Origin of the sequence: Microcystis sp., assembly GCF_048564745.1 — a bacterium.
GTDB classification, from domain to species: Bacteria; Cyanobacteriota; Cyanobacteriia; order Cyanobacteriales; family Microcystaceae; genus Microcystis; species Microcystis ichthyoblabe_A.
Genome location: NZ_JBLZRT010000045.1, coordinates 20,550 through 44,439 on the forward strand (window position 1 = coordinate 20,550; position 23,890 = coordinate 44,439).

General features: G+C 43.6%; 23 protein-coding genes and 1 tRNA gene. 13 read left to right on the plus strand and 11 right to left on the minus strand.

The genetic code is table 11. The features are described from left to right. Window positions 1–30: 30 nt before the first annotated feature. The 3 genes from nifJ to ACOCD9_RS07215 all read left to right on the plus strand — a co-directional run bounded on the left by nifJ (window position 31) and on the right by ACOCD9_RS07215 (window position 6,153). Window positions 31–3,585 (plus strand): pyruvate:ferredoxin (flavodoxin) oxidoreductase, encoded by a 3,555-nt coding sequence (gene nifJ, locus ACOCD9_RS07205; RefSeq protein WP_419546907.1) that lies wholly within the window; start codon window positions 31–33, stop codon window positions 3,583–3,585. Window positions 3,586–3,587: 2 nt separating this feature from the next. Further along, the gene (locus ACOCD9_RS07210; RefSeq protein WP_012266602.1) at window positions 3,588–4,613 is read left to right on the plus strand and encodes a dihydroorotate dehydrogenase-like protein; all 1,026 of its coding nucleotides are present in this window, start codon (window positions 3,588–3,590) and stop codon (window positions 4,611–4,613) included. A gap of 325 nt (window positions 4,614–4,938) precedes the next feature. Continuing rightward, window positions 4,939–6,153: an ATP-dependent 6-phosphofructokinase gene (locus tag ACOCD9_RS07215; RefSeq protein WP_419546908.1), complete on the plus strand. Its 1,215-nt coding sequence runs from the start codon at window positions 4,939–4,941 to the stop codon at window positions 6,151–6,153. Between the two features lie 219 nt (window positions 6,154–6,372). Here ACOCD9_RS07215 and ACOCD9_RS07220 read toward each other — a convergent pair whose 3' ends face one another. The 7 genes from ACOCD9_RS07220 to ACOCD9_RS07250 form a co-directional block, all read right to left on the minus strand. Then, a complete protein-coding gene (locus ACOCD9_RS07220; protein WP_002738249.1) occupies window positions 6,373–6,588 on the minus strand; it encodes a type II toxin-antitoxin system HicA family toxin in 216 nt (71 codons plus the stop codon). Between the two features lie 2 nt (window positions 6,589–6,590). Continuing rightward, on the minus strand, window positions 6,591–6,839 hold the full coding sequence (locus ACOCD9_RS07225; protein ID WP_002736552.1) for a type II toxin-antitoxin system HicB family antitoxin: 249 nt from the start codon (window positions 6,837–6,839) through the stop codon (window positions 6,591–6,593). Window positions 6,840–6,876: 37 nt separating this feature from the next. Continuing rightward, the gene (locus ACOCD9_RS07230; protein WP_256378255.1) at window positions 6,877–7,002 is read right to left on the minus strand and encodes a hypothetical protein; all 126 of its coding nucleotides are present in this window, start codon (window positions 7,000–7,002) and stop codon (window positions 6,877–6,879) included. A gap of 176 nt (window positions 7,003–7,178) precedes the next feature. Continuing rightward, the gene (locus tag ACOCD9_RS07235; protein ID WP_419546910.1) at window positions 7,179–10,571 is read right to left on the minus strand and encodes a hypothetical protein; all 3,393 of its coding nucleotides are present in this window, start codon (window positions 10,569–10,571) and stop codon (window positions 7,179–7,181) included. Window positions 10,572–10,636: 65 nt separating this feature from the next. Continuing rightward, a complete protein-coding gene (locus ACOCD9_RS07240; RefSeq protein WP_149985906.1) occupies window positions 10,637–11,032 on the minus strand; it encodes a hypothetical protein in 396 nt (131 codons plus the stop codon). 26 nt (window positions 11,033–11,058) lie between these two features. Then, the gene (locus ACOCD9_RS07245; protein WP_419546912.1) at window positions 11,059–11,481 is read right to left on the minus strand and encodes a hypothetical protein; all 423 of its coding nucleotides are present in this window, start codon (window positions 11,479–11,481) and stop codon (window positions 11,059–11,061) included. A 37-nt stretch (window positions 11,482–11,518) separates the two neighbouring features. Continuing rightward, window positions 11,519–11,689, minus strand: coding sequence for a hypothetical protein (locus ACOCD9_RS07250; protein ID WP_287765587.1), 171 nt, complete (start codon window positions 11,687–11,689; stop codon window positions 11,519–11,521). 277 nt (window positions 11,690–11,966) lie between these two features. On the opposite strand from ACOCD9_RS07250, the gene rplS reads away from it, so the two are divergent. From rplS to ACOCD9_RS07285, 7 genes are all read left to right on the plus strand, one after another. Then, complete coding sequence (gene rplS, locus ACOCD9_RS07255) at window positions 11,967–12,329, plus strand: 50S ribosomal protein L19 (protein ID WP_002754314.1); 363 nt, start codon at window positions 11,967–11,969, stop codon at window positions 12,327–12,329. A gap of 101 nt (window positions 12,330–12,430) precedes the next feature. Then, a tRNA-Trp gene (locus ACOCD9_RS07260) sits at window positions 12,431–12,503 on the plus strand. A 124-nt stretch (window positions 12,504–12,627) separates the two neighbouring features. After that, window positions 12,628–12,864 (plus strand): preprotein translocase subunit SecE, encoded by a 237-nt coding sequence (gene secE, locus ACOCD9_RS07265; protein WP_002737505.1) that lies wholly within the window; start codon window positions 12,628–12,630, stop codon window positions 12,862–12,864. Next, window positions 12,861–13,478 carry a transcription termination/antitermination protein NusG gene (gene nusG, locus ACOCD9_RS07270; protein WP_287703771.1) on the plus strand — a complete coding sequence of 206 codons (618 nt, stop codon included), beginning with the start codon at window positions 12,861–12,863 and terminating at the stop codon, window positions 13,476–13,478. The genes secE and nusG overlap by 4 nt, the downstream gene beginning before the upstream one ends. 3 nt (window positions 13,479–13,481) lie before the next feature. After that, window positions 13,482–13,907 carry a 50S ribosomal protein L11 gene (gene rplK / locus ACOCD9_RS07275; protein ID WP_002735897.1) on the plus strand — a complete coding sequence of 142 codons (426 nt, stop codon included), beginning with the start codon at window positions 13,482–13,484 and terminating at the stop codon, window positions 13,905–13,907. Window positions 13,908–13,962: 55 nt separating this feature from the next. Then, the gene (gene rplA, locus ACOCD9_RS07280; protein ID WP_194014296.1) at window positions 13,963–14,676 is read left to right on the plus strand and encodes a 50S ribosomal protein L1; all 714 of its coding nucleotides are present in this window, start codon (window positions 13,963–13,965) and stop codon (window positions 14,674–14,676) included. Window positions 14,677–14,818: 142 nt separating this feature from the next. Beyond that, window positions 14,819–15,742, plus strand: coding sequence for a bifunctional riboflavin kinase/FAD synthetase (locus ACOCD9_RS07285; protein ID WP_419546949.1), 924 nt, complete (start codon window positions 14,819–14,821; stop codon window positions 15,740–15,742). Here the strand turns inward: ACOCD9_RS07285 and ACOCD9_RS07290 are convergent. Then, window positions 15,739–15,999, minus strand: coding sequence for a hypothetical protein (locus ACOCD9_RS07290; protein ID WP_104395649.1), 261 nt, complete (start codon window positions 15,997–15,999; stop codon window positions 15,739–15,741). The genes ACOCD9_RS07285 and ACOCD9_RS07290 overlap by 4 nt on opposite strands. An 18-nt stretch (window positions 16,000–16,017) precedes the next feature. Beyond that, window positions 16,018–16,536 (minus strand): hypothetical protein, encoded by a 519-nt coding sequence (locus tag ACOCD9_RS07295; protein ID WP_002761128.1) that lies wholly within the window; start codon window positions 16,534–16,536, stop codon window positions 16,018–16,020. Window positions 16,537–16,790: 254 nt separating this feature from the next. On the opposite strand from ACOCD9_RS07295, the gene ACOCD9_RS07300 reads away from it, so the two are divergent. Further along, on the plus strand, window positions 16,791–17,714 hold the full coding sequence (locus tag ACOCD9_RS07300) for an AAA family ATPase (protein WP_419546915.1): 924 nt from the start codon (window positions 16,791–16,793) through the stop codon (window positions 17,712–17,714). Window position 17,715: 1 nt separating this feature from the next. On the opposite strand, the gene ACOCD9_RS07305 is transcribed toward ACOCD9_RS07300, so the two are convergent. After that, a complete protein-coding gene (locus ACOCD9_RS07305) occupies window positions 17,716–19,089 on the minus strand; it encodes an IctB family putative bicarbonate transporter (RefSeq protein ID WP_419546916.1) in 1,374 nt (457 codons plus the stop codon). 144 nt (window positions 19,090–19,233) lie between these two features. Beyond that, window positions 19,234–20,877, minus strand: a complete 1,644-nt coding sequence (locus ACOCD9_RS07310) for an alpha-keto acid decarboxylase family protein (protein WP_419546917.1) — start codon at window positions 20,875–20,877, stop codon at window positions 19,234–19,236. Window positions 20,878–21,251: 374 nt separating this feature from the next. On the opposite strand from ACOCD9_RS07310, the gene dndD reads away from it, so the two are divergent. Beyond that, the gene (dndD, locus tag ACOCD9_RS07315) at window positions 21,252–23,237 is read left to right on the plus strand and encodes a DNA sulfur modification protein DndD (RefSeq protein ID WP_419546918.1); all 1,986 of its coding nucleotides are present in this window, start codon (window positions 21,252–21,254) and stop codon (window positions 23,235–23,237) included. Between the two features lie 236 nt (window positions 23,238–23,473). Then, window positions 23,474–23,884, plus strand: a complete 411-nt coding sequence (locus ACOCD9_RS07320) for a salt stress protein, Slr1339 family (protein WP_287703763.1) — start codon at window positions 23,474–23,476, stop codon at window positions 23,882–23,884. Window positions 23,885–23,890: the final 6 nt, after the last annotated feature.

Sequence of the window (23,890 nt, forward strand, 5' to 3'; positions counted from 1 at the left end):
GACAAATATCGTAAAAACTAAGGGGAACACATGACCACAAAAACCTATGCAACCATAGATGGTAACGAAGCTGTTGCGCGCGTTGCCTATCGTCTCAGTGAAGTGATCGCTATTTATCCTATCACTCCCTCCTCGCCTATGGGTGAATGGTCCGATAGTTGGGCAGCCGAACGCAGAGCTAATCTCTGGGGAACCATTCCTTCCGTAATCGAAATGCAGAGCGAAGGTGGGGCAGCGGGAACCCTGCACGGAGCGCTACAAACAGGCTCTTTAACTACCACTTTCACTTCCTCCCAGGGATTATTATTAATGCTCCCCAACTTCTACAAAATTGCGGGAGAATTAACCTCTTCAGTAGTCCATGTGGCGGCCCGTGCTTTAGCAGCCCAAGGGTTGTCAATTTTTGGAGATCATAGTGATGTCATGTCTGCCAGAAGTACGGGTTGGGCTATGTTAGCGGCTAATTCCGTTCAAGAAGCTCAAGATCTGGCGGCTATTGCCACGGCTACCACCCTAGAAACCAGGATTCCTTTTCTGCACTTTTTTGATGGGTTTCGTACCAGTCATGAGGTGCAAAAAGTCGAATTAATTAGCGATGAAACTCTCAAAGAACTGATCGATGAAGACCTAATTATTGCCCATCGTCAAAGGGCTTTAACTCCCGATCGACCGGTGTTACGAGGCACGGCACAAAATCCCGATGTTTATTTCCAGGCAAGGGAAAGCGTCAATCCTTTCTATCATGCTTGTCCCGATATCGCCCAAAAAATTATGGATCGTTTTGCCCAATTAACAGGAAGGCAATACCATCTCTATGAATACCACGGTGCGCCCGATGCCGAAAGAGTGATTATTTTAATGGGATCGGGAGGGGAAACCGTCCATGAAACCGTTGATTATCTCAATCAAAATGGGGCTAAAGTTGGGGTTTTAAAAGTTCGTCTCTATCGTCCCTTTGCCGCCGACAAATTACTGGCAGCTTTGCCCACTACAGTGAAAAAAATAGCCGTTTTAGATCGCTGTAAAGAACCCGGTGCCGGGGGCGATCCGCTATATTTAGACGTGGTAAATGCCTTTATGGAAGAGTACGAAGGCAAGCTGCCGAAAATTGTGGGAGGACGCTACGGTTTATCTTCCAAAGAATTTACTCCGGCCATGGTTGCCGGTATATTTGATAACTTAAGTCTCGACAAACCGAAAAATCACTTCACTATTGGTATCGTTGACGATCTCACCTTTTCCAGTCTGGAATATGACCGCAGTTTTTCCACTGAACCAGACGAAGTAGTGCGGGCGGTTTTCTACGGTTTAGGTTCCGATGGTACGGTGGGAGCTAACAAAAATTCAATTAAAATTATCGGTGAAGATACTGATAATTATGCCCAGGGTTATTTCGTCTATGATTCCAAAAAATCTGGCTCCGTCACCGTTTCTCACCTACGCTTTGGCCCCCATCCGATTCGCTCTACCTATTTAATCACTGATGCTAACTTTATCGCCTGTCATCAGTGGGAATTTGTCGAACAATTTGATCTGCTAGAAACCGCTAAATCGAACTCAATTTTTCTGCTGAATAGTCCCTATCCACCGGAGGAGGTATTTAGTCACTTACCTCGCCATCTCCAGCAAACTATCATCGATAAAAATCTGCAAGTTTATACGATTAATGCGACTCAAGTAGCCAAAGAAGCGGGCATGGGCAGCCGGATTAATACCGTGATGCAGGTGTGTTTCTTTGCCCTAGCGGGGGTTTTGTCTCGGGAAGATGCGATCGCACAAATCAAAAAAGCCATCCGCAAGACCTACGGCAAGAAAGGCGAAGAAATCGTGCAGATGAACATCAAAGCTGTGGATTCTGCCCTAGAACACCTCTATCAAGTCCCAATTCCCGCCACTGTCACCCCTGAAGCTTTTGAGTTAAGACCACCAATTCCCGACACTGCACCCGCTTTCGTCCGAGAAGTCCTCGGCAAAATTATCGCCCGTCACGGGGATGAATTGCCCGTTAGCTCCCTTCCCAACGATGGGACCTATCCCACCGCCACTAGCCAATGGGAAAAACGCAATATTGCCCAAGAAATCCCCGTTTGGGATGCGGATGTCTGTGTTCAGTGCGGTAAATGCGTTCTCGTTTGTCCCCACGCCGTTATTCGCTCGAAAGTTTATGATGAGGCCGAATTAGCCACGGCCCCGGAAACCTTTAAAGTCGCTAATGCCAAGGATCACGACTGGAAAGGGCTAAAATTCACCATCCAAGTGGCCGCCGAAGATTGTACCGGTTGCGGTCTCTGTGTTGATGTTTGCCCCGCTAAAAACAAATCGCAACCGCGTCTAAGAGCGATTAATATGGCTCCCCAATTGCCCCTGCGGGAACAGGAACGAGTTAACTGGGATTTCTTCCTTAATTTGCCTAATCCAGACCGATTAAGCTTAAATCTCAATAAAATTAACCATCAGCAAATGCAGGAACCTCTCTTTGAGTTTTCCGGCGCTTGTGCCGGTTGTGGTGAGACTCCCTACGTTAAATTAGTCAGTCAGCTATTTGGCGATCGCATGATAGTGGCTAATGCCACCGGTTGTTCATCTATCTACGGAGGTAATTTACCGACAACACCCTGGGCAGTTAACGCCGAAGGTCGCGGGCCGGCCTGGTCGAATTCCCTCTTTGAAGATAATGCCGAATTTGGCTTAGGATTCCGAGTTTCCATCGATAAACAGGCAGAATTTGCCGCAGAACTCTTAGGAACCCTCGCTAGTGAAATCGGAGAAAGTCTAGCGGCAGATATTCTCAATTGTCACCAAGTCGATGAAGCGGAAATTTACGAACAACGGCATCGGGTAGAGGCCCTAAAATCCCGTTTAGGGCAATTAACCCCGACCACGCAGGTGAAAATGTTGTTATCCGTGGCCGATTATCTGGTCAAGAAAAGCGTCTGGATTGTCGGGGGTGACGGTTGGGCCTACGACATCGGTTATGGTGGCTTAGATCACGTTTTAGCTAGTGGTCGCAATGTGAATATTTTGGTCATGGATACGGAAGTTTACTCGAATACGGGCGGCCAGGCCTCGAAAGCTACTCCTCGCGCCGCCGTAGCTAAATTTGCTTCTGGTGGCAAACCAGGACCGAAAAAAGACCTCGGTTTAATGGCCATGACCTACGGTAATGTCTATGTGGCCAGCGTGGCTATGGGAGCAAAAAACGAGCAAACGATTAAAGCTTTCCTAGAAGCGGAAGCTTACAACGGGCCATCGTTAATTATCGCCTATTCTCACTGTATTGCTCACGGGATCAACATGACCACCGCCATGAACCATCAAAAAGAAGTGGTGGAAAGCGGTCGCTGGTTAATGTACCGTTATCATCCCGATTTAGCTAAAGAAGGCAAAAATCCCCTGCAATTGGATAGCCGTGCGCCTAAGCTTACCGTAGCGCAAACTCTCTACTCGGAGAATCGCTTTAAGATGTTGGCCACCAGTAAGCCGGAGGAAGCTAAACGTCTGCTCAAAGAAGCACAAGCAGATGTGGATACGCGCTGGCAAATGTATCAGTATTTAGCAGCAAAAGGTACAGGGAGCAACGAATAGTTATGAATCTACACACTACCTACATGGGTTTGCAATTGCGATCGCCGCTAGTCATCGGTGCGGCCGCACCCTTGAGCGAGGATATCGACAATATCAAGAGAATGGAAGACTTTGGGGCCGCTGCCGTGGTTTTACACTCCTTTTTCGAGGAGCAGATTAAACACGAAAGACTGGCTCTACACCATCATTTTACCCACGGAGCCGAGAGTTTTGCGGAAGCTTTGACTTATTTTCCCGAACCGGAAGTTTTTCACGTTGGTTCCGACGAATATCTCAACCATATTCGCAAAGCCAAAGAAATGGTCGATATTCCGATTATTGCCAGTCTCAACGGTGAGACCTCTGGGGGATGGTTGGAGTATGCCATTCAAATTCAACAAGCGGGCGCTGATGCTTTGGAGTTGAATGTTTATTATGTTCCCAACGACCTGGAATTAACCGGAAATCACGTCGAACAAAACTATATTGATATCCTCAAAATTGTCAAATCGGAGGTATCAATTCCCGTCTCGATGAAGTTAAGTCCCTACTTTAGCAATACGGCCAATATGGCTAAACAATTAGCGGAAGCGGGGGCCGATGGGTTGGTATTATTTAACCGTTTCTATCAGCCGGATATCGACTTAGAAACCTTGGATGTTCACCCCAATATTATCCTCAGTAATCCCCAAGCAATGCGTTTACCCCTGCGCTGGATTGCCATGCTTTACGGTCGTGTACCGACGGATTTTGCCGCTACCAGTGGTATTCATAACGCCATCGACGTGATCAAAATGATGATGGTGGGGGCAAAAGTGACCATGTTAGTTAGTGTTTTATTACGCCACGGTTTGGAGGAAATTACCAAGATCGAACAGGGTTTATTGCATTGGTTGGAAGAAAATGAGTACGAATCGATCGAGCAGTTAATTGGCAGTATGAGTCAAATGAATTGCCCAGATCCGACTGCTTTTGAACGGGTACAGTATATGAAAGCTCTGCAAAGTTACGAACCTGTTTGGAAACGTTTTCAAACCACCAGTAAATAAAAGTGGAAAGTGGGGAGCTTTTTTCAGTGATCAGTGATCAGTAATCAGTAATCAGTGAACTGAAAACTTAAGTAGGTAGGCGTTAAAAATTATCAGACACCCCCCTTATCAAGGGGGGACTAAAGGGGGATCGGCACCCCCCTTATCAAGGGGGATCCCCCCGCCTATCGGCACCCCCCTTATCAAGGGGGGCAGGGGGGATCGAACCTAAAATCGATTTTTAATTTAATTATAACCAGCTACTTAACTGAAAACTGAAAACTTACATCTGATCACTGATAACTGATAACTGATAACTGACAAAAAAATCCTGGAGGATATAACCATGAACGAGAATCAAAAGAAAAAAATCGGTATTCTGACCAGTGGTGGCGATTGCCCGGGGTTAAATGCGGTAATTCGTGCCGTGGTGAAATCATCAAAACTAAAGGGTTGGGATGTGTACGGCATTCCCTACGGGACCGACGGTTTTATGCAGATTGCCGAGGGAAAATATCACCCCCAAGATTTAATCCTGACTCAGCATGGCTATAACCTACCCGGGGTCTTGAAAGGATTAGACGTTTTGCAGTTTCTTAGTGGTAGTGTCTTGGGTTCTTTGAGCAAAGGACATCCCGAAAACCCAGAAATTGCCACGAAAATCCTGCAAGGATACGAAATGCTGGGATTAGATGCCCTGATCGTCGTCGGGGGCGATGGGAGCATCGATATCATCTACGATCTCGCCCAGAAAGGCAATTGGAATATTATCGCGGTTCCCAAAACCATCGATAATGACGTTCCCTATACGGAATGGGCAGTCGGTTTTACCACTGCCGTCGATATCGTTACTCAAGCTTTGTATGATCTCACCTTTACCGCCGCTAGTCACGAAAGGGTGATGATTGTGCAGGTGATGGGTAGAGATGCCGGTCATTTAGCCCTTCATGCCGGAATTGCCGGGGGGGCCGATGCGATTTTTATTCCCGAATTAACCCCGGCTCTCACTCCCGAAATTATCGACGGTTGTTGTCGTCATTTGGCACAATTACGCGCTCAAGGTCGTAAATTCGCTCTCATTGTGATTTCTGAGGGTGTTAAGAACGAAGATAACCAAAAAGAGAAGTATATTGCCGATTATTTAGAAAAATTAATATTTGACAAAACTCGCTCTTTGTGCGTTACCGATCCCGTCTTCTGTTATCTCAATTCCATGGATGTGCGGGCCATGTCTTTGGGACACCTGCAAAGAAGTCGTCCTCCTTTGGCCATGGATCGACTGTTAGCCACGGCTTTCGGCATTAAGGCCGTAGAATTAATTGAACAGGGAAAACTCGATCGCGTGGTGATTTGGCGCGGGGGACAAGTGCGTAGTTTGCCCCTGAAACCGGTGATCAAAATTATCAAACAATGTCATCAAGAGCATCGCTGTGCCTATCCCGTGGATCCTGATGGTTTTATTGTGAAAACAGCCCGTTCTTTGGGAATTTACCTAGGGGAAAATCCCACGACCACGACCGAGACGGCAGTAGTTCCGCAGGCTGTGGAGGCGTTGGTTTAGTTATAATAAAGCGAGAAGGGTTGCTAATACTTTCTCGCTTTTTTAATTGGTTAAGATATTTAATTCTGCTAATTTTACTTGCAATAATTTACTGTATTTTATGGCTTTTCTCAGTAATCTGTCATCGGTGGTTAACAATACGTCTATTCTAGCATATTCAGCGCAAGCGATATGAAAAGAATCATAAAGATCAAATCCTAAATATATAACCAATACTGTTTAACTGTTGTCCCATTCTTCATCACTAATACCCGCTTGTTTGAGAATTTCCTTAACTAAATCTGTAGAGATTTCTTGATTTCCATGAGGGTTAGGGATGCGAATTTTATGTTGACCCTTTTTCATAAATTGATGTTTACTACCAGAAAAAGGCCCTGTGTAACCTAAAGCTTTCAATTTTCTGATTAATTTTCTGCGAGAAATTGCTGATGGCATAACTAAACTTCTGCAACTGTTGTAACTTTAATTTCTAATCCATCTATGATAGGTAAAGGGTCGCCATCTTGTAATTTTAAAATGATCCATTCTTCTAGAACTTCTAGTAAGTCTTGACGGCATTCTTCAACGGTCAATCCATTTCCCCAAACGCCTTGAAAGCCTTCTATTTCAGCAAACCAAGTACCGTCATTTAGCCTTTTGTATTGTGCTTTTTGTAAAGCTTTTTCACAATAATTGAGTAAGATCATTTTCTTCTCTAAATCTCCATAATATGTAACTATATTATCACTTCTCCTCACCAATCCCATCACACAAATGTCTATCCTCCTCCTTAACGCCAGAATTAGGATTGTGCAAATAAACCCGCACCCAATCGCAACTACGCCCCATTAAAGCGTTTAAGTCCTGCATTGTCCTACAATCTTTCTGTATTGTCCTACAACTCTTCTGCATCGCCCTATAATCCTTCTGTATCCTCACAAAGAAGTCTAAACCAAGATTAACGGGATTTTAGGATTAACTGGATTATTTACTTGGAAACTCCTGACAATCTTTTAAGATTGAGCATCCTGAAAATCCTCTAATCCTCAAAATCCTGATACTGACGATTTACCCCCAATCCCATCACACAAACCCCTATCCTCCTCCCTGACACCAGAATTAGGATTGTGCAAATAAGCCCGCACCCAATCGCAACTACGCTCCATTAAATCACTTAAACCCCAGTCTGTCCCAAGATTCCAGAGTTTGATAGTCTTGTCATCACTACCGCTCACCAAAGTCTTGCCGTCGGGACTAAAATTAACGCTATTGACAAACCAATCATGCCCTTTGAGGGTGCGGATTTCTGTTCCTGTCTCGACATTCCAGAGTTTGATAGTCTTGTCCCAACTACCGCTCACCAAAGTCTTGCCGTCGGGACTAAAATTAACGCTATTGACCCAGTTATCATGCCCCTTGAGGGTGCGGATTTCCTTGCCTGTTTCTACATTCCAGAGTTTGATGGTGTTGTCATAACTACCGCTCACCAATGTCTTGCCGTCGGGACTAAAATTAACGCTATTGACCCAGTTATCATGCCCCTTGAGGGTGCGGATTTCTGTTCCTGTCTCGACATTCCAGAGTTTGATAGTCTTGTCCCAACTACCGCTCACCAAAGTCTTGCCGTCGGGACTAAAATTAACGCTTCGGACAAAGCTATCATGCCCCTTGAGGGTGCGGATTTCTTCGCCTGTTTCTACATCCCAGAGTTTGATAGTGTTATCATCACTACCGCTCACCAAAGTCTTGCCGTCGGGACTAAAATTAACGCTTCGGACAAAGCTATCATGCCCCTTGAGGGTGCGGATTTCCTTGCCTGTTTCTACATCCCAGAGTTTGATAGTTTTGTCATAACTACCGCTCACCAAAGTCTTGCCCTCGTCAGGACTAAAATTAACGCTTATGACAGCGCTATCATGCCCCTTGAGGGTGCGGATTTCCTTGCCTGTTTCTACATTCCAGAGTTTGATGGTGTTGTCATTACTACCGCTCACCAAAGTCTTGCCGTCGCGACTAAAATTAACACTATAGACTATGCTATTATTCCCCGTAAGGGTGCGGATTTCTGTTCCTGTCTCGACATTCCAGAGTTTGATAGTGTCGTAACCACCGCTCACCAAAGTCTTGCCGTTAGGACTAAAATTAACGCTATTGACAGGGCTATTATGCCCCGTAAGGGTGCGGATTTCTGTTCCTGTCTCGACATTCCAGAGTTTGATAGTGTTGTCCCAACTACCGCTCACCAATGTCTTGCCGTCGGGACTAAAATTAACACTATAGACTGTGATATTATGCCCCTTGAGGGTGCGGATTTCTTGGCCTGTTTCTACATCCCAGAGTTTGATAGTCTGCCAACTACCGCTCACCAAAGTCTTGCCGTCGGGACTAAAATTAACGCTATTGACCCAGTTATAATGCCCCTTGAGGGTGCGGATTTCTTGGCCTGTCTCTACATTCCAGAGTTTGATAGTGTTATCCCTACTACCGCTTACCAAAGTCTTGCCGTCGGGACTAAAATTAACACTCTGGACAAAGTCATCATGCCCCTTGAGGGTGCGGATTTCTTGGCCTGTTTCTACATTCCAGAGTTTGATAGTCTTGTCATTACTACCGCTCACCAAAGTCTTGCCGTCGCGACTAAAATTAACGCTTGTGACAAAGTCCTTATGCCCTTCTAAGCGATTGCGTTCACTTTTCCAGTTGAGAAGTGCTTGTAAGGTATTCATCACCTCCTTGTCATATTTGTGTTGCTTTTGCAAGGTTTTTCCTGCTTTAATTGCTTCAACGAAAGCATCTAATTCTTTTCCTTGAACAAACAAAGACAAGGAAGAAAACCCGCGAGCATTTGCCAGATTGAGTTCCGCTTGTTGTGTTTGTTTCCACGCCATTAAACCCAATCCCGTACTAATCACCACCGCCACCAAAGAAACCGCCGCAATCCTTCGCGCTGTTCTAATTTTTTCATTTTTTTGTCGTTCAGCTTGACTAATACTCGCCTTAATAAACTCTGTCGCCACAGCCTCTAAATTAGGCAGAGAATTATTCTTTTGAAACTCAACAATTTTAGCCAACTTAGAACCTCCCCAAAGCTCACTACTCGCTTTTACTGCATCTTGCTTCTGTAAATCATCCCACTGTTTTGCATCAGCATATAAACGACTTCTCAGAACAATTATCTCCTCTTTTTCTCGAATTAAATCCTGTAACACTTGCCAACACCGCAACAATTCTTCATGTGCCACCTCAACCGTTGCTTTCCCGTCTTCTCCCTTACTCACCAAAAGACGATTATCTATTAATTGATAGAGAACCTCCCTTTGCATTTCCTCCTGTTCAAAACTCGATTTATCCGCCCTTCTGCTAACCGCTTTTTCCCCTTCTAAACTAATTAACTCTAGAAAAATTTCCTCTGCTGCTTTCCGTTGCTGTTCATTAAATTGACCATAAATTTTATCCGCTTGTTTTTCTAGCGCACCCGTTACCCCACCAATATCTTGATAAATCTTAATATTTAAAACCCGCTCTTGAATATGATTTTTTTCCCACAATAAATCTAATGTATATTGTAACAGAGGTAAAGAGCCGGCCTGTTCATAAAAATCCGCAATAATTTGATTAATTAATCCCTTTTCAAAAATTACACCATTTCTCGCCGCCGGTTCAGCAATAGCTAATCTTAACTCACTTTCGTCCATATCCGTTAACATCTTGCTATACTGATCATGGATTTTTCCTAAACTGGGATAAGGACTTAATTTATCTAAAAAATCCGCCCTCATCGTCATCACAATTTTAACTAAACTATCATTCTTTTCAATTAAATTAACCAAACTTTTAATAAAAATATCCCTTTCTGTCTTCGGTGTACGAGTAAATAATTCCTCAAATTGGTCAATAAAAATAAACCATAAATCAGAATTATTTTTTAATCCTTCAACCACCTTAATTAAAGTATCTTCCTTAACAGCTTGTGCTAATTTCGCTTGGTATTGTTTATATCTATTTGCCAAAAGACAACCATAAAAAGACTCAAAGGGATTAACATCAGGAACAAAAGTTAAATTAACCAATTTATTCGCGCCAAAATTATCCTTTAACTTAGGAATTAAACCCGCTTGCACGAGAGAAGACTTACCACTTCCCGACGCACCTAAAAGCAATAAAACATTCTTTTGCTTTAAATAATCAGTTAACTCAATAATCCAATTATCTCGCCCAAAAAACCTATCCTTGTCATCTACTTCAAACTTCCTTAAACCCAAATAAGGTGAACCCGTAATTAAAGTTTGAGCTTGAATCTCAACTCCTGACTTTTGGGTGATAATATATTGATTGATTACACCGCCACTAATATCACCCGCAATTCCCTTAAATTCACCATCACCAATAAGACCTTTAACATCACCCCCTATTTCTGAATAATAACTTTTATCAGTCATTTTTGCTACCCCAAAATTATTCTCTTAAAGTTAACTTTAAATTGCAGTTTTAAAACTAGAAATCTTTAAGGACTTCCTACTAAACCAAACAATTTAGCCAAACCGCCTAAAATCGTTACAATTAAAGCAACTAAAATCCCTCGACTGACAAACTCTTGATTCTCTAAGCGCTTTTCCACGCCATCATTTTTTCCCTCTAGACGCTTCTCAATACCATCAATTTTTCCCTCTAGACGCTTCTCGACACCATCAATTTTTTCCTCCAGACGCTTCTCGACACCATCGATTTTTTCCTCCAGACGCTTCTCGACACCATCAATTTTTCCCTCCAGACGCTTAATTTCACCTTTAACTTCACTAAGTTCAATCTTAATATCAGTAACATCTTTTTGAAGATTGTCTAACTTTTGATTGATTTGAATTAGAAAATCTTTAAGTTCTACCTCAACAGTAATTGACATAAATTTCCCTCCTAAATAATTCTTAACTAATTAATCTTCTGACTAATATCTCCACCACTAATATCTCCTGCAATTCCCTTAAAAGTACCATCTCCCACCATTCCTTTAATATCACCACCAACATTAATATTATACTTACCTGCGGCAAATTCTTCAGGTTTTAATTGCTTAAGTAATGCTTCTGCTGTCTTAATAACCTCTGCATCTCTATCAATTTTTGCTTCAAGTAACTCTTCTTTGAGCAGTGTTTTTACCCCCTCTGAATCTGGTTTTTTCTCATGTTTATCGACGATATCACTATCATCTGTTTTCCCTTTTTCTGCAAACTTCTTCTTAATCAACGCTTTTAAACTCTCATAAGCATCCTTAACGGCTGTTCCTGCCGTATCCTTAGCAGCAGCAACCGCACCAGCAGCCAACGCAGCGAGAATTAGAGAAATCGGTTCCATTGCCTGAGACTCCAAATTAGATATTGCTGACTCAATCTTAGATCAAAGCAAAGTATCTGACGCGATTATGGCGCAGGTATTGGGCGCAAATGGCTTGCTCGTCGGGGTTGTTGGCTACTACTATAAGCTGGACGTGGGGGACTTGCTTGGGAATAATATCCCAGCCAGAAAATCGCTCTGTAGAAAAATCAGACCAGCCAGATAGCATATTATCAAAGCGTAAGTCCCTCAGCTGCGGGGACTCTCGAAGGACTTCCCCCTACTTAGGGTGATCAGCACACTTGAGCGATCGGAGGGCGCAGGTTCTTGGCACTTCTACAGTAACGGATTTTGTCCACAATGTAGGGGCGAACTGCGTTCGCCCAAAAGATACATTATCAAAGCGCAAGTCCCTAATCCCGTTTAGAGCATATTTCATTTAGACGAGAAAGGCTGTACTTAAAAAAATATGGTATGATAGTAAATTGTCAGTTTTACGAAAGCCGATGAAAACGGAAGAGATTATCAAATCAATCGAAGCCGAGTATCTCAAGAGCGATCTGCCCATTATCCATGTCGGTGACACGATCCGGGTAGGGGTGCGAATCGTTGAAGGAGATAAAGAGCGGATTCAGCCCTACGAGGGTATTGTCATCGCCAAACGCCATGGCGGTATCAACGAAACGATTACAGTACGCAAAGTCTTCCAGGGTGTGGGAGTAGAAAGAGTTTTCCTGCTCCACTCGCCCCGGGTTGCCAATATCAAGATCATCCGTCGTGGTAAAGTACGCCGGGCGAAACTCTACTACCTGCGCGATCGGGTTGGCAAAGCCACCAGGGTCCAAGAACGTTTCGATCGCCCCCTCTAAAAAATTTCCGGCGACAGCCTAACCAAGAAAGTTGCTTAATCGCCAACAACTACGCTATAATAAATAAAGGCCTTAAAAAAGCCCAATAGTTTAGCGAATGGGCGCTCTTAGTTCAGTTGGTAGAACGCAGGTCTCCAAAACCTGATGTCGGGGGTTCAAGTCCTCCAGGGCGCGTTTGGTAATCACCAAGCCGATAATTGCAAAGGACATAATCTAAATGTCTGGGGGTTAGTGTGGGTTGTCCGGTGAAAATGATAAGTTAAGGATAGCTTGAGTATCATTTTAAGGAGTAGCGATCGTGGCCAAAAAAGAAACCCTAGAAAAAGACGCGAGCGACAAGAAAGAGGGAAGCTCCTTTCAGGTCAAGGAATTCGTCAATGAAACCAAAGAAGAACTCGCCAAAGTCGTCTGGCCTTCCCGTCAGCAACTTTTGAGTGAATCAGCGGCGGTGATGTTAATGGTGACTTTAGTAGCCACTCTCATCTATCTAATCGATAAATTCTTTGCCTGGGGTGCGGGGAAGGTGTTCCCATGAATCTAGAAGAAGAGCAGTTTCCCGAAGAACTCAATCTTAGCGGCCTACCGAAAAAACCCCGTTGGTATGCCGTGCAGGTGGCTTCCGGTTGTGAGAAACGGGTCAAAGCTAATTTGGAACAGCGCATCCACACCCTCGATGTGGCCGATCGCATTCTACAAGTCCAGATTCCCCAAGCGGCCACCGTCAAAGTCCGCAAGGATGGTTCACGGCAACACGGCGAGGAAAAAGTCTTCCCGGGTTATGTCCTGATCAGAATGATCATGGATGATGATGCTTGGCAGGTGGTGAAAAACACCCCCCATGTGATCAACTTTGTCGGGGCCGAACAAAAACGGCACTACGGACGCGGCCGCGGTCACGTCACCCCGCTACCCTTGAGTATGTCAGAAGTCGATCGCATCTTCAAACAAGCTCAGATTCAAGAACCCGTCGTCAAAATCGATATGGAAGTTGGCGATCAAATCTTGGTTCTATCCGGTCCATTTAAGGACTTTGAAGGGGAAGTGATCGAAGTTAGTCCCGAGCGCGGCAAACTCAAGGCCCTGCTCTCCATTTTTGGTCGGGATACCCCGGTCGAATTGGAATTTAATCAAGTCGAAAAACAAAACTAAATCATGGCTAAAAAAGTCGTCGCAATTATTAAACTAGCTTTACCTGCCGGTAAGGCTAACCCTGCTCCTCCGGTGGGTCCTGCTTTAGGTCAACACGGGGTGAATATTATGGCGTTCTGTAAAGATTACAACGCTAAAACCGCCGATCAGGCTGGGATGATCATCCCTGTGGAAATCTCCGTTTTTGAGGATCGGAGTTTTACCTTTGTCCTCAAAACTCCCCCCGCTTCCGTTCTCATCCGCAAAGCAGCCGGCGTGGAAAGAGGTTCCAACGAACCCAACAAGAAATTTGTCGCCACCATTACCCGGGACCAATTACGCGAAATCGCCCAAACTAAAATGCCCGATCTTAACGCTAACGACATCGAAGCGGCCATGAATATTGTGGCGGGAACGGCCAGAAATATGGGTGTCAAGATCTCAGACTAAATTTTATTACGGGGAGAAGCCCAGCTTCGTTATTACCCAAGGAGCAACAAATCAGATGGTAAAAAAAGTTTCACGACGTTTGCGAGATGCCCAGGCTAAGGTAGAAAATAAAGCCTACGAGCCATTAGAGGCACTAACATTATTAAAGGAATTAGCGACGGCGAAATTCGACGAAACCGCCGAAGCTCATATTCGTTTAGGTATCGATCCTAAATATACCGACCAACAACTGCGGACAACGGTAAGTTTACCCAAAGGAACCGGACGCACGGTGCGAGTAGCGGTCATTACTCGCGGGGAAAAGGTACAGGAAGCGAACAACGCCGGGGCCGATATCGTTGGTTCGGAAGAATTAATCGAAGAAATCGCCAAGGGGATGATGGATTTCGAGGTTTTGATCGCCACCCCCGATATGATGCCGAAGGTGGCTAAATTAGGTCGTCAACTCGGTCCACGGGGTTTAATGCCTTCACCGAAAGGGGGAACCGTAACCACGGATTTAACGGGAGCGATCTCTGAGTTTAAAGCGGGTAAATTAGAATTCCGGGCCGATCGCACTGGGATCGTTCACGTTCAATTTGGTAAAGCTTCTTTTAGTGCTGAGGATCTGTTAGTCAATTTGAAAGCTTTACAGGAAACGGTGGACAGAAACCGGCCTTCCGGGGCCAAGGGGCGTTACTGGCGCACAGTTTACGTTTCTTCCTCCATGGGGCCATCGATTCAAGTGGATATTAGCGCCCTGCGGGATCTGAAATTAGCAGAAGGTTAATGACAGTTATTTTTCTCTGAAAAAGCCTCCAAGGGATTGGGGGTGTTTTTTTGGCTTGATCGCCCGATTGATATAGAATCAAAAGGCTACACTCAAGATTAATCGCTTGAATTGTTCTCTTGTATCTGTTCTTAAAGCCAGCGTGTGGATTGTAGATTCCCCTAATACCCGTATTTTAGCCCCTAGTGCGATCGCTCTTGGTAACTTTGATGGTTTGCACCTAGGTCATCAAACCGTCCTACAGCCAATTTTTCAGGATGAATCCGCTTATCCCACCGTTGTTAGTTTTACTCCCCACCCGCGGGAATTTTTTACGGGGGAAAAATGGCAGTTATTAACTCCTCTAGGGGAAAAAGTAGAGGTTTTAGAGAATTTAGGCGTTAAACAATTAGTTTTACTGCCTTTCTCTGCTCAATTAGCTTCCCTGACTCCCTTGGCTTTTATCGAACAGATTTTAGTAGCAAAATTACAGGCTAAATCGATCAGTGTTGGTCAAGATTTCCGCTTCGGTTATCGTCGTCAAGGTACAGCCGAAGATTTATTACAGATCGCCTCTCAATTTAATATTAAAGTCGAGATTGTTGGTTTAAAAAACTGTGGGGCGGGTCGGATTAGTAGTTCCCTAATTCGTCAAGCTTTGGCAGCGGGAAACGTTGAGCAAGCCGGGCAAATGTTAGGTCGTCCCTATAGTTTAACCGGTCGCGTGGTCGTCGGGCAACAGCTGGGCAGAACATTAGGTTTTCATACCGCTAATCTACAGGTTCCTCCCGATAAATTATTGCCGCGACTGGGGGTTTATTGCGGTTGGGTGCATCTCGATGGTTCTCGCTTACCGGCAGTTATGAACATCGGTTATCGTCCCACGATCGAGGGAAAAACTATCAGTGTGGAAATCCATTTATTGGATTGGTCGGGCTATGTATATGATCGCATTTTAACGATGGATTTAGTGCAATTTCTGCGACCAGAACAGAAATTTAATTCTCTCGATCGATTAAAAAATCAGATCGAGATAGACTGCGATCGCTCTCGGTTAATTCTAAGTTCTGTAACCGACAACTCCTAATATTTTTGGTATTCTCTTTCCACTTTACCCACGGCTTTCAATAAAGGAGAATCGAGGGAATCGATCCAATCAGCTACTTCTCGCGCTAATCCTAGGGTAACAATGCCTTGAGACGGTGGTAATTGACCAGCTAACGCCTGACTTTTGATGGTTTTCAGGACAGAAATTAAACCCTCAATCCGAGTTGATATTTCTGTTTTCCGCATCTGTTCGGCCACGGTAATAGCTTGGTCAATTGATTGAACTAATTCCCTCATGTTCGTTTCCATAATATTCTAGCGACAGGAAAGAGATGTAACCGTTATTGCTCGCCCCTCTCCCCATTGTATATTGGCATCTCGCGAGTCTTTAATAAAAGTTTGCTGACCACCACCGGGATAACAATCAGCCGGATTCTGGGGGGCAACAATTCCTTGATAAACCGTTGTTCCCGCAGGTAAAGTCACCGATACTACTTTAGTCGCTTGATTGGGAGGATTCCACTTTTGATCGAGGGCTAAATTTCTGATCACCTCCACATTGGTGGTATATTGATCCGTGGTTAGAAAACGACCTTTTTTGTAATTTTCGTCACTATAATAACGGAAGAAAGTCTGGGGTTTTTCTAGGGTAATTGCCTGACATTCACTATTGCGAAAAGTGATGGCAAGATCTGGAGGAAGGGGACAGGAAGGAGCCTGATCTTGAGCCAATATTTTCCGAGAATTGAAAGTCAAATTTTCGGGTAAACTATTGGTTAATGTACTGGCAGCGATTCCTAAAACAAGACTAAAAACGAGTGAACTGGCTTTCATCTTCACTGATTAAGAGAAATTCTTCTCGATTTTACCGTACTGAACCGACTTAAAATCTTGATTTCGCCCACTGGCAACAATTCTTAACTAATTTTCTCCCTGCTCGCCACCCTAACCCCGATTAGCTCCCTAGTAGAAAATTTCCCGCCATTGTCTGTCAACTTTTCTTGCTAGTGTGGGCAAATTAGGAAAAGAATCGTTAAGATCAAAAAAACTTAACATTAATCTTCTTGACAAAATACCCCATCTGTACTATGAGAGACGCTATTGATATTTTGATGGAAAATTTGAGCCAGAGCATCGTCGGCCAAACCGAATCGATTCGCATTGTGCTGGTGGCTTTGCTCAGTGGTGGTCACGCTCTCCTGGAAGATGTACCCGGAGTCGGCAAAACCCTGTTAGCTAAATCCTTAGCGCGTTCAATTAACGGTCGTTTCCAACGGGTACAATGCACCCCCGACCTCCTCCCCAGTGATATCACGGGAACCACGATTTGGAACCCCAACAGTCGCGAATTTGAATTTATCCCCGGCCCCGCTTTTGCTAACGTCCTGCTGGCCGATGAAATCAACCGGGCCACCCCGCGCACCCAATCGGCACTTCTAGAAGTCATGGAAGAAAAACAAGTTACCATCGATGGAGAAGCGCGGCCGGTCCCCCAACCCTTCTTTGTGATCGCCACCCAAAATCCGATCGAATATCAAGGCACTTTTCCGCTTCCAGAAGCACAAATGGACCGTTTTGCCGTTTGCCTGAGTTTGGGTTATCCCAGCGCAGCAGAAGAATTAAAAATGTTACAAAGACAGCATTCTCAAGAGACGGTTAAATCCCTAGAAGCTTGTATTTCCCTAGAACAGGTGGGAGAATTGCAAAGATTAGTCAGTCTGGTCCGGGTAGCTCCTGCTTTACAGCAATATATCGTCGATTTAGTCCGCGCTACCCGTGACCACGAAGATATTAGTTTAGGAGTCAGTCCCCGGGGTTGTGTGGTTTTGCAAAAAGCAGTTCAAGCTTACGCTTTCCTCGAAGGTCGCGATTATGCTATCCCCGATGATGTTAAGTTTATCACTCCCTACGTCTTCTGCCATCGTCTGATTCCTAGTCACGGTCGTCAAGCTAAAGCTATCGTAGAAAGACTTCTGCAATCGGTGGCGATCGAGGATCGCATCTGTGCCTGAACTACTTTAAACCCCTAGCGGGGGAATAACAACGACTAGCAATTAAACCCAAAACTAACCACCAGAGGGTACTAACTTGGGGACGATACCAAACTGTATCAAAGAAACCGTGGGCAAGAATTCCAGCCATAGCGGCAATTGCCCCGATTAACCAAAAGCCTTGACTGTCCATTTTATCGCGTAAAAGTTTAATTTGATGGATGCCTTGACCGATAGTTGTGACTAATAACCAGAGGAAACAGGTAAAACCAATAATTCCCGTTTCTACCATGATTTCTAATAGCACAGAATAGGCACTTAAAGCCGTGTATTTTGGCTTCATGAATAGGGGGTAAATTTTCTTAAAAGCATCATTACCCGGTCCGATGCCCAAAAGCGGATAAGTTTGAATCATGCGGATAACTGCATCCCAAACATTAATCCGAAAGTTATTACTACTATCTTCCCGGCCAGCGAAAATACTCATCACCCGAATTCGCAGGGGATCCACCAATAAAATCGCCCCTAAAATCACCACCGCTAAACCACCTAAAATTAAGGGTAAAAGCCATGTTTGCCAAAATAACGGTAGATAATTTTTGAACCAATAAAATAATAGCAATAAGAAGACAATTCCTAAGACCATCAAACCAATCCAACCGCCACGACTCTCGGTAAAAAATAAACAAGCGGCATTGGCTAAAGTTAATAAAGCCGCTAAAATTTTCGGTAGCCATCCCTGCCACACAAACAAGGCTGCACCGCTAAAAGCAATACCAGGGAATAAATAACTAGCTAATAAATTAGGATTACCGAGATAACTATAAACCCTAGTATCTCCCGCTAATTCTGAAGTGGGATCGTTCCACGTTGCTAACTGTTCCGCACCAAAAATTTGCTGACGAATGCCGTAAACGCTCACTGCTAAAGCGGTTAAAACTAAAGTAGTCAGAATCCAATTTGTTAGGCGTTGTGATCGCATAATTCGGGCAGTAAAAGCAAAAAAGATGAGATTGAGAGTTAATTTAATTAATCCTTCCAAAGCTGCGGTTTTAACGGGAGAAAAAGCCGTGGAAACCGTGGCAATTCCCCAGTATAAAAGCACTAAAATGTGAATCGGTGTCACCCCGATTTTGCCTTCATCCACAAGGGTTAACAGTAGCCAATAACCGGCTATTGCTAACAATAAAAAACCGATTTGACTGGTGGAAAAAAACGGCGCAGTGGCGATAAGAAGAGAGATTAACAGCGCACCCATCAGTTCTGTCCACTCCACAAACCGGCTACCCTGTCGCCATTGACTAAAAAGGCCGACGAAACGATGCAGATAGCTATATTTTGACCAAGAAGCGGGGGAAAAGTTCAGTAGGGTGATTTGTTTCCATAAAGCATTCATAGGGTTTTTAGTTGCGGTTGTCACCATCACACTTTGATTAAGATACCGATTGTATCTTAATTGTTGACTCTTGGGAGCGAAAAGAGTTTCAGTCTGGTGTCTTAGGGCAGCTTCACACAGTCAAAACCGGATAGCATAACCAGTCTAAGCATGGGGTGAACGTAAAGCTTGACCTAAACGAGTTAAGCCTTGGGAACAGTCAAAACGATCGAGATGTACTTCGATAAATGATAGGCGATCGATGTTACCCTGGGCAATCGATAAAGCCTTTTCTAATTCCCCTTCTGTCCTGACTTGACAACTCCAACTTTCCCCGTTAAATACTGCTGGTAATTGGTGATATTTCCACGGTTGTAGATCATTATAAATATTATCCTGAATTACTCGCTCGATCGTGTAACCGTCGTTATTAATTAAAAAGATAATTGGATTGAGATGGTGACGGATAATTGTCGAAAGTTCTTGGGCGGTCATTTGAAAAGCACCATCACCCACAAAGACGATAGGACGAGTATTTGGTGCGGCAAAAGCTACTCCTAAACAGGCGGGAATTGAATAACCAATAGAGAGATAAAATGCTTGACCGATAAAGTCGGTTTTTTGGGGCATCAATAAATCAATCGTGGCAATAATTGCGTCCCCTGTATCAGAAATAACAAAAGATTCTTGAGCAATAAAATGATTCATTCGCTCATAAAAACGAGTATTAGTTAATTTTTGCTCTGGCACGGCAATGAATTCTAAATCCTTCAATTCGGCTGCGGGTTTAATCTCTAGTGTAGCCGCTTCTTTGTGACTTAGCTTATCAATTAAACCCTCGATAAAATCCCCTAGGAATACTGGTTGATAGAAGTGATGTTTAATCTTTATCTTCTCGGAATTGGCATTAATCAAATTATTGGGATTTAAATTAGCCGTAAATCCGCCTAAATTCATATCGGACATGATCGCCCCTAAACAGAGGACACAATCGGCATTTTCTACCCGTTGACTAACGTATTCGCGACTTAATGCCCCCACATAAGTGCCGATAAATTGCGGCTGCATTTCCGAAATTGACGACTTACCTAAAATAGTGGTGGCTAAGGGATAACCCGTTACTTCTAAAAGTTTCAGCAACTTATCCTGGAGTTTAAACCGATGGAATTCTACCCCTGCTAAAATAATTGGTTTTTCCGCTTTTTCTAATAAAAAAGCCGCTTCTTCAATGGCTTCTTCTAAAGCGGCGGCATCCGTGAGATTATCGGTTAAATAAATTGGCTTTTCTGAGGGGATACAGGGACGATAGACTAGATCCCGGGGAATTTCGATATACACGGGACGTTTGTGATGCAAACAAGCGGCTAAAGTTTGATCGATTTGACTGGCTGCTTGGGCAGAATTAGTGAGAATAACCGAGGCAACCGTGACTTTTTCCATGATGGACAATTGCAGATTATAATCGCCCGTGGTGTGGTGTAATAATAAATTATCCCGGCGAATCGAGCGATCGGAAGCCCCACTAATTACCACCAAGGGAACTCTTTCAGCGTAAGCACCGACCACAGCATTAACGAGGCTAAATCCCCCAACACCGTAGGTGACACAGACAGCGCCCATACCTTTGACTCGCGCGTAGGCATCGGCGGCATAACCTGCGTTAAGCTCATTACAGGTGCAAACTAATTCGATCGGACTTTCCACCAAAACATCCATCAAATCGAGGACATAATCCCCCGGCACCCCAAAAATATGATTAACCCCTAAATTATGGAGACGCTGGAATAAATATTCGCCGATGGTGATCATAGCAATTTTCTCCCCTATGTTGGCACTTTCACGCCGATCATAACGATTTTTTCAAAAAATAGGCTCATGCCCAGTAATAAACTGGAAAGTAACAATCAGCAGACTTTAATTAAGTAGCTGTTTGCAATTAAATAGAAGATAGGTTTTGCACTCGATCCCCCCTGCCCCCCTTAATAAGCGGGGTGCCGACAGGCGGGGGGATCTTAGAGTTTTTTCCGCAGACCCTAATTATATCTAGGCGATGGTGATCAATGCTATAGTATAAAATCTGGGGTTTTTCTCTGGGGTGTAAAAAAATATCTGCGGCACTTTTTCTGGTATAATTTTTACAGGAGATTCCCTAAAACTTTCGACTTAACTAAGGCTGACTGTTAATGATTTTTACTGAATTAGTTTTGCAAAATTTCGGTCCCTACGCCGGTCGTCAAGTGATTAATTTACGTCCCGAAAAAGACAACAATCCCTGTCCAATTATCCTTTTGGGAGGCATGAATGGCGGCGGCAAAACTACTTTAATGGATGCGATTCGTTTGGCTTTGTACGGTGCGCGGGCTAAATGTTCTACTCGCAATAATTTAAGTTATGCCGAGTTTCTCAGTCAAGCAGTTAATCATCAAGCTTCCCTCATCGATCAAGCTAGAATTGAACTGGCTTTTGAACATCTAGTTAATGAACAATGGCGACAATATCGTATCGTTAGATACTGGACAAAACAGCCCAAAGATGGTAAGGATACCCTCGGTATTTTAGATGAAGATTGGCCTGATCCTGCCTTAGCTAATACTTGGGATGAATATATTGAAACTTTATTACCTTTGGGTATTTCTAACCTGTTTTTATTTGATGGGGAACAGGTAAAAGAATTGGCAGAACAGGATGTACCTCCTGACAGTGTTAAGGATTCGATGCAGACTTTATTAGGGTTAGAATTAGCGGAAAGATTAGCAGTTGATCTTGATATTTTAGCTAGTCGCAAGCGCCGGTTATTAGCGGCAGAGAATGAACTGGCAACTATTGAAGCTATCGAGAAAAAATTAGCCCAGTACCAAGAGGATTTAGAATTGGCTCGGCAAGAGATGGAAACTCAACAAAAAAATTTAGATTTGGTTAGAAATGATTTTGATGCAGTCTCGGATAAATTTCGCATTGATGGCGGAAAAATTGCCGCCGAAAGAAGTCAATTAGAGAGCAGAAAAAAGGATTTAGATAAAAAGCTAGATAACCAGAGAGAATATTTAGGTCAATTAGCGGGGGAATTTTTACCATTAAAGTTAATTTTTCCTCTCCTAGAAGCGGCTAAAATTCAGGGAGAAAAAGAGCTAAAATTGCAATCGTCTCAAGTCGCTCAATCGGTTTTAGAATCCAGAGATAAAAAGTTACTTGCTTATTTAGAACAACTGAATTTAACTTTAGAACAATTAGAGAATATTAGAGAATTTTTACAGCAAGAAAATCAGTTTTTAGCTGAGGATAGCGATTGTTTGATTACTCCTTACTTAGATTTAGACGAGGAGGCGATCGAGTTATTAAATCGAGTCTTAACCCATCAATTACCGGCACAAATTAACCTCGCTCATCAAGCGATGGAACAATTAAGAAATCTGGAAGCTGACTTAGATAATTTAGAGCGAGAATTAGCAGTAGCAGCCTCTCCCGAAGAATACGAAACCCTGAGTAATAACTTAAAAACCGCTCAGAAAAAGTATCTAAATGCTCAAGCAGAATACGAGCAAAGCCACAAAAATTATGAGGAAATCAAAAAGAAAATTGAGAAAACTAAAAAAGAATTATTTGCCTATAGTGAGAAAGCTTTAGAATCCCAAAGTAACGAACATATCGTCAATGCTATTGTCAAAGCACAGCAAACTTTAAAAGTATTTAAAGAACGCTTAACTTTAAAAAAATTAAATAGATTAGAGGGAGAAGTGGCGGAATGTTTTCGTTATTTATTGCATAAGTCCGATCTAGTTCAGAAAATAGCGATCGATGCCGATACTTTTGGTCTATCTCTCTTTGGTCCCGATGGACAAAATGTGCCTAAACACCGTCTTTCTGCCGGAGAAAAACAACTATTAGCGATCGCTTTTTTGTGGGGATTAGCGCGAGTCTCCGGACGAGATTTACCCATCGCTATCGATACACCCCTCGGACGCTTAGATTCTTCCCATCGCCATAATTTAGTTGAACGTTATTTTCCCGCTGCTTCCTCTCAAGTCATCCTCCTTTCTACCGATACAGAAATCGGACAAAATGAGCTACTCTTATTAGAAGAACAGGAAGTAATCGCCAGAAAATACCTGCTAGAATACAATTCCCAACAACGTCAAACCACTATTCACCCCGACCGCTACTTTTGGTAAAATTATGACTGAGATAAATTCCCCAAAAATCCTCCCCCGATTAACTTGAGACATCGGGTATTACTTTCGATTTTATCAGTCAATCCAAGCTTTTGGGGGGATCAGCACCCCCCTTATCAAGGGGAGATTAAGGGGGGTGCCATATTCAATTTAATTATAACTAGCTACTTAGTTATTAAGGCAGAGGCAATCAGAGCAATTATCTTTTTAACTTTTTACTTTCTAACTTGACCATTATGGGAGAAATAGAAGATTTACTGGCACAAATGAAGGCAGAATACCAGAAACGGGATCGGGAAAACCCGATGCCGTCCTCTTCTTCTCGCCAAGAAAAAGAGCGTTTCCCAGCCGAATTTAAGGTTAATTATTCCGGCGATTCTTCTACCGATGCGCTTTTAAAAGCTTTAGCCTTAGAAAACCAAGAAAGGGAACAACAGGAGGCAGCGGAAAAAGAAAAAGCGGCGGCATTAAAACAGCAGCGCAAGCGAGAAGCTTTAACTAGAAAGGCAAAGCAATGGTTAGATAAATTGGATGCCAAATCGGAGGAAGGACGCTGGTTTGAGGAGTTTTCCTATAGCTACGATTCTCCTTTAGAAGCGGCGATTACCTATCTAGAAGCTTTGGGAGAAGTGGATATTTCTAAATGATCAGGT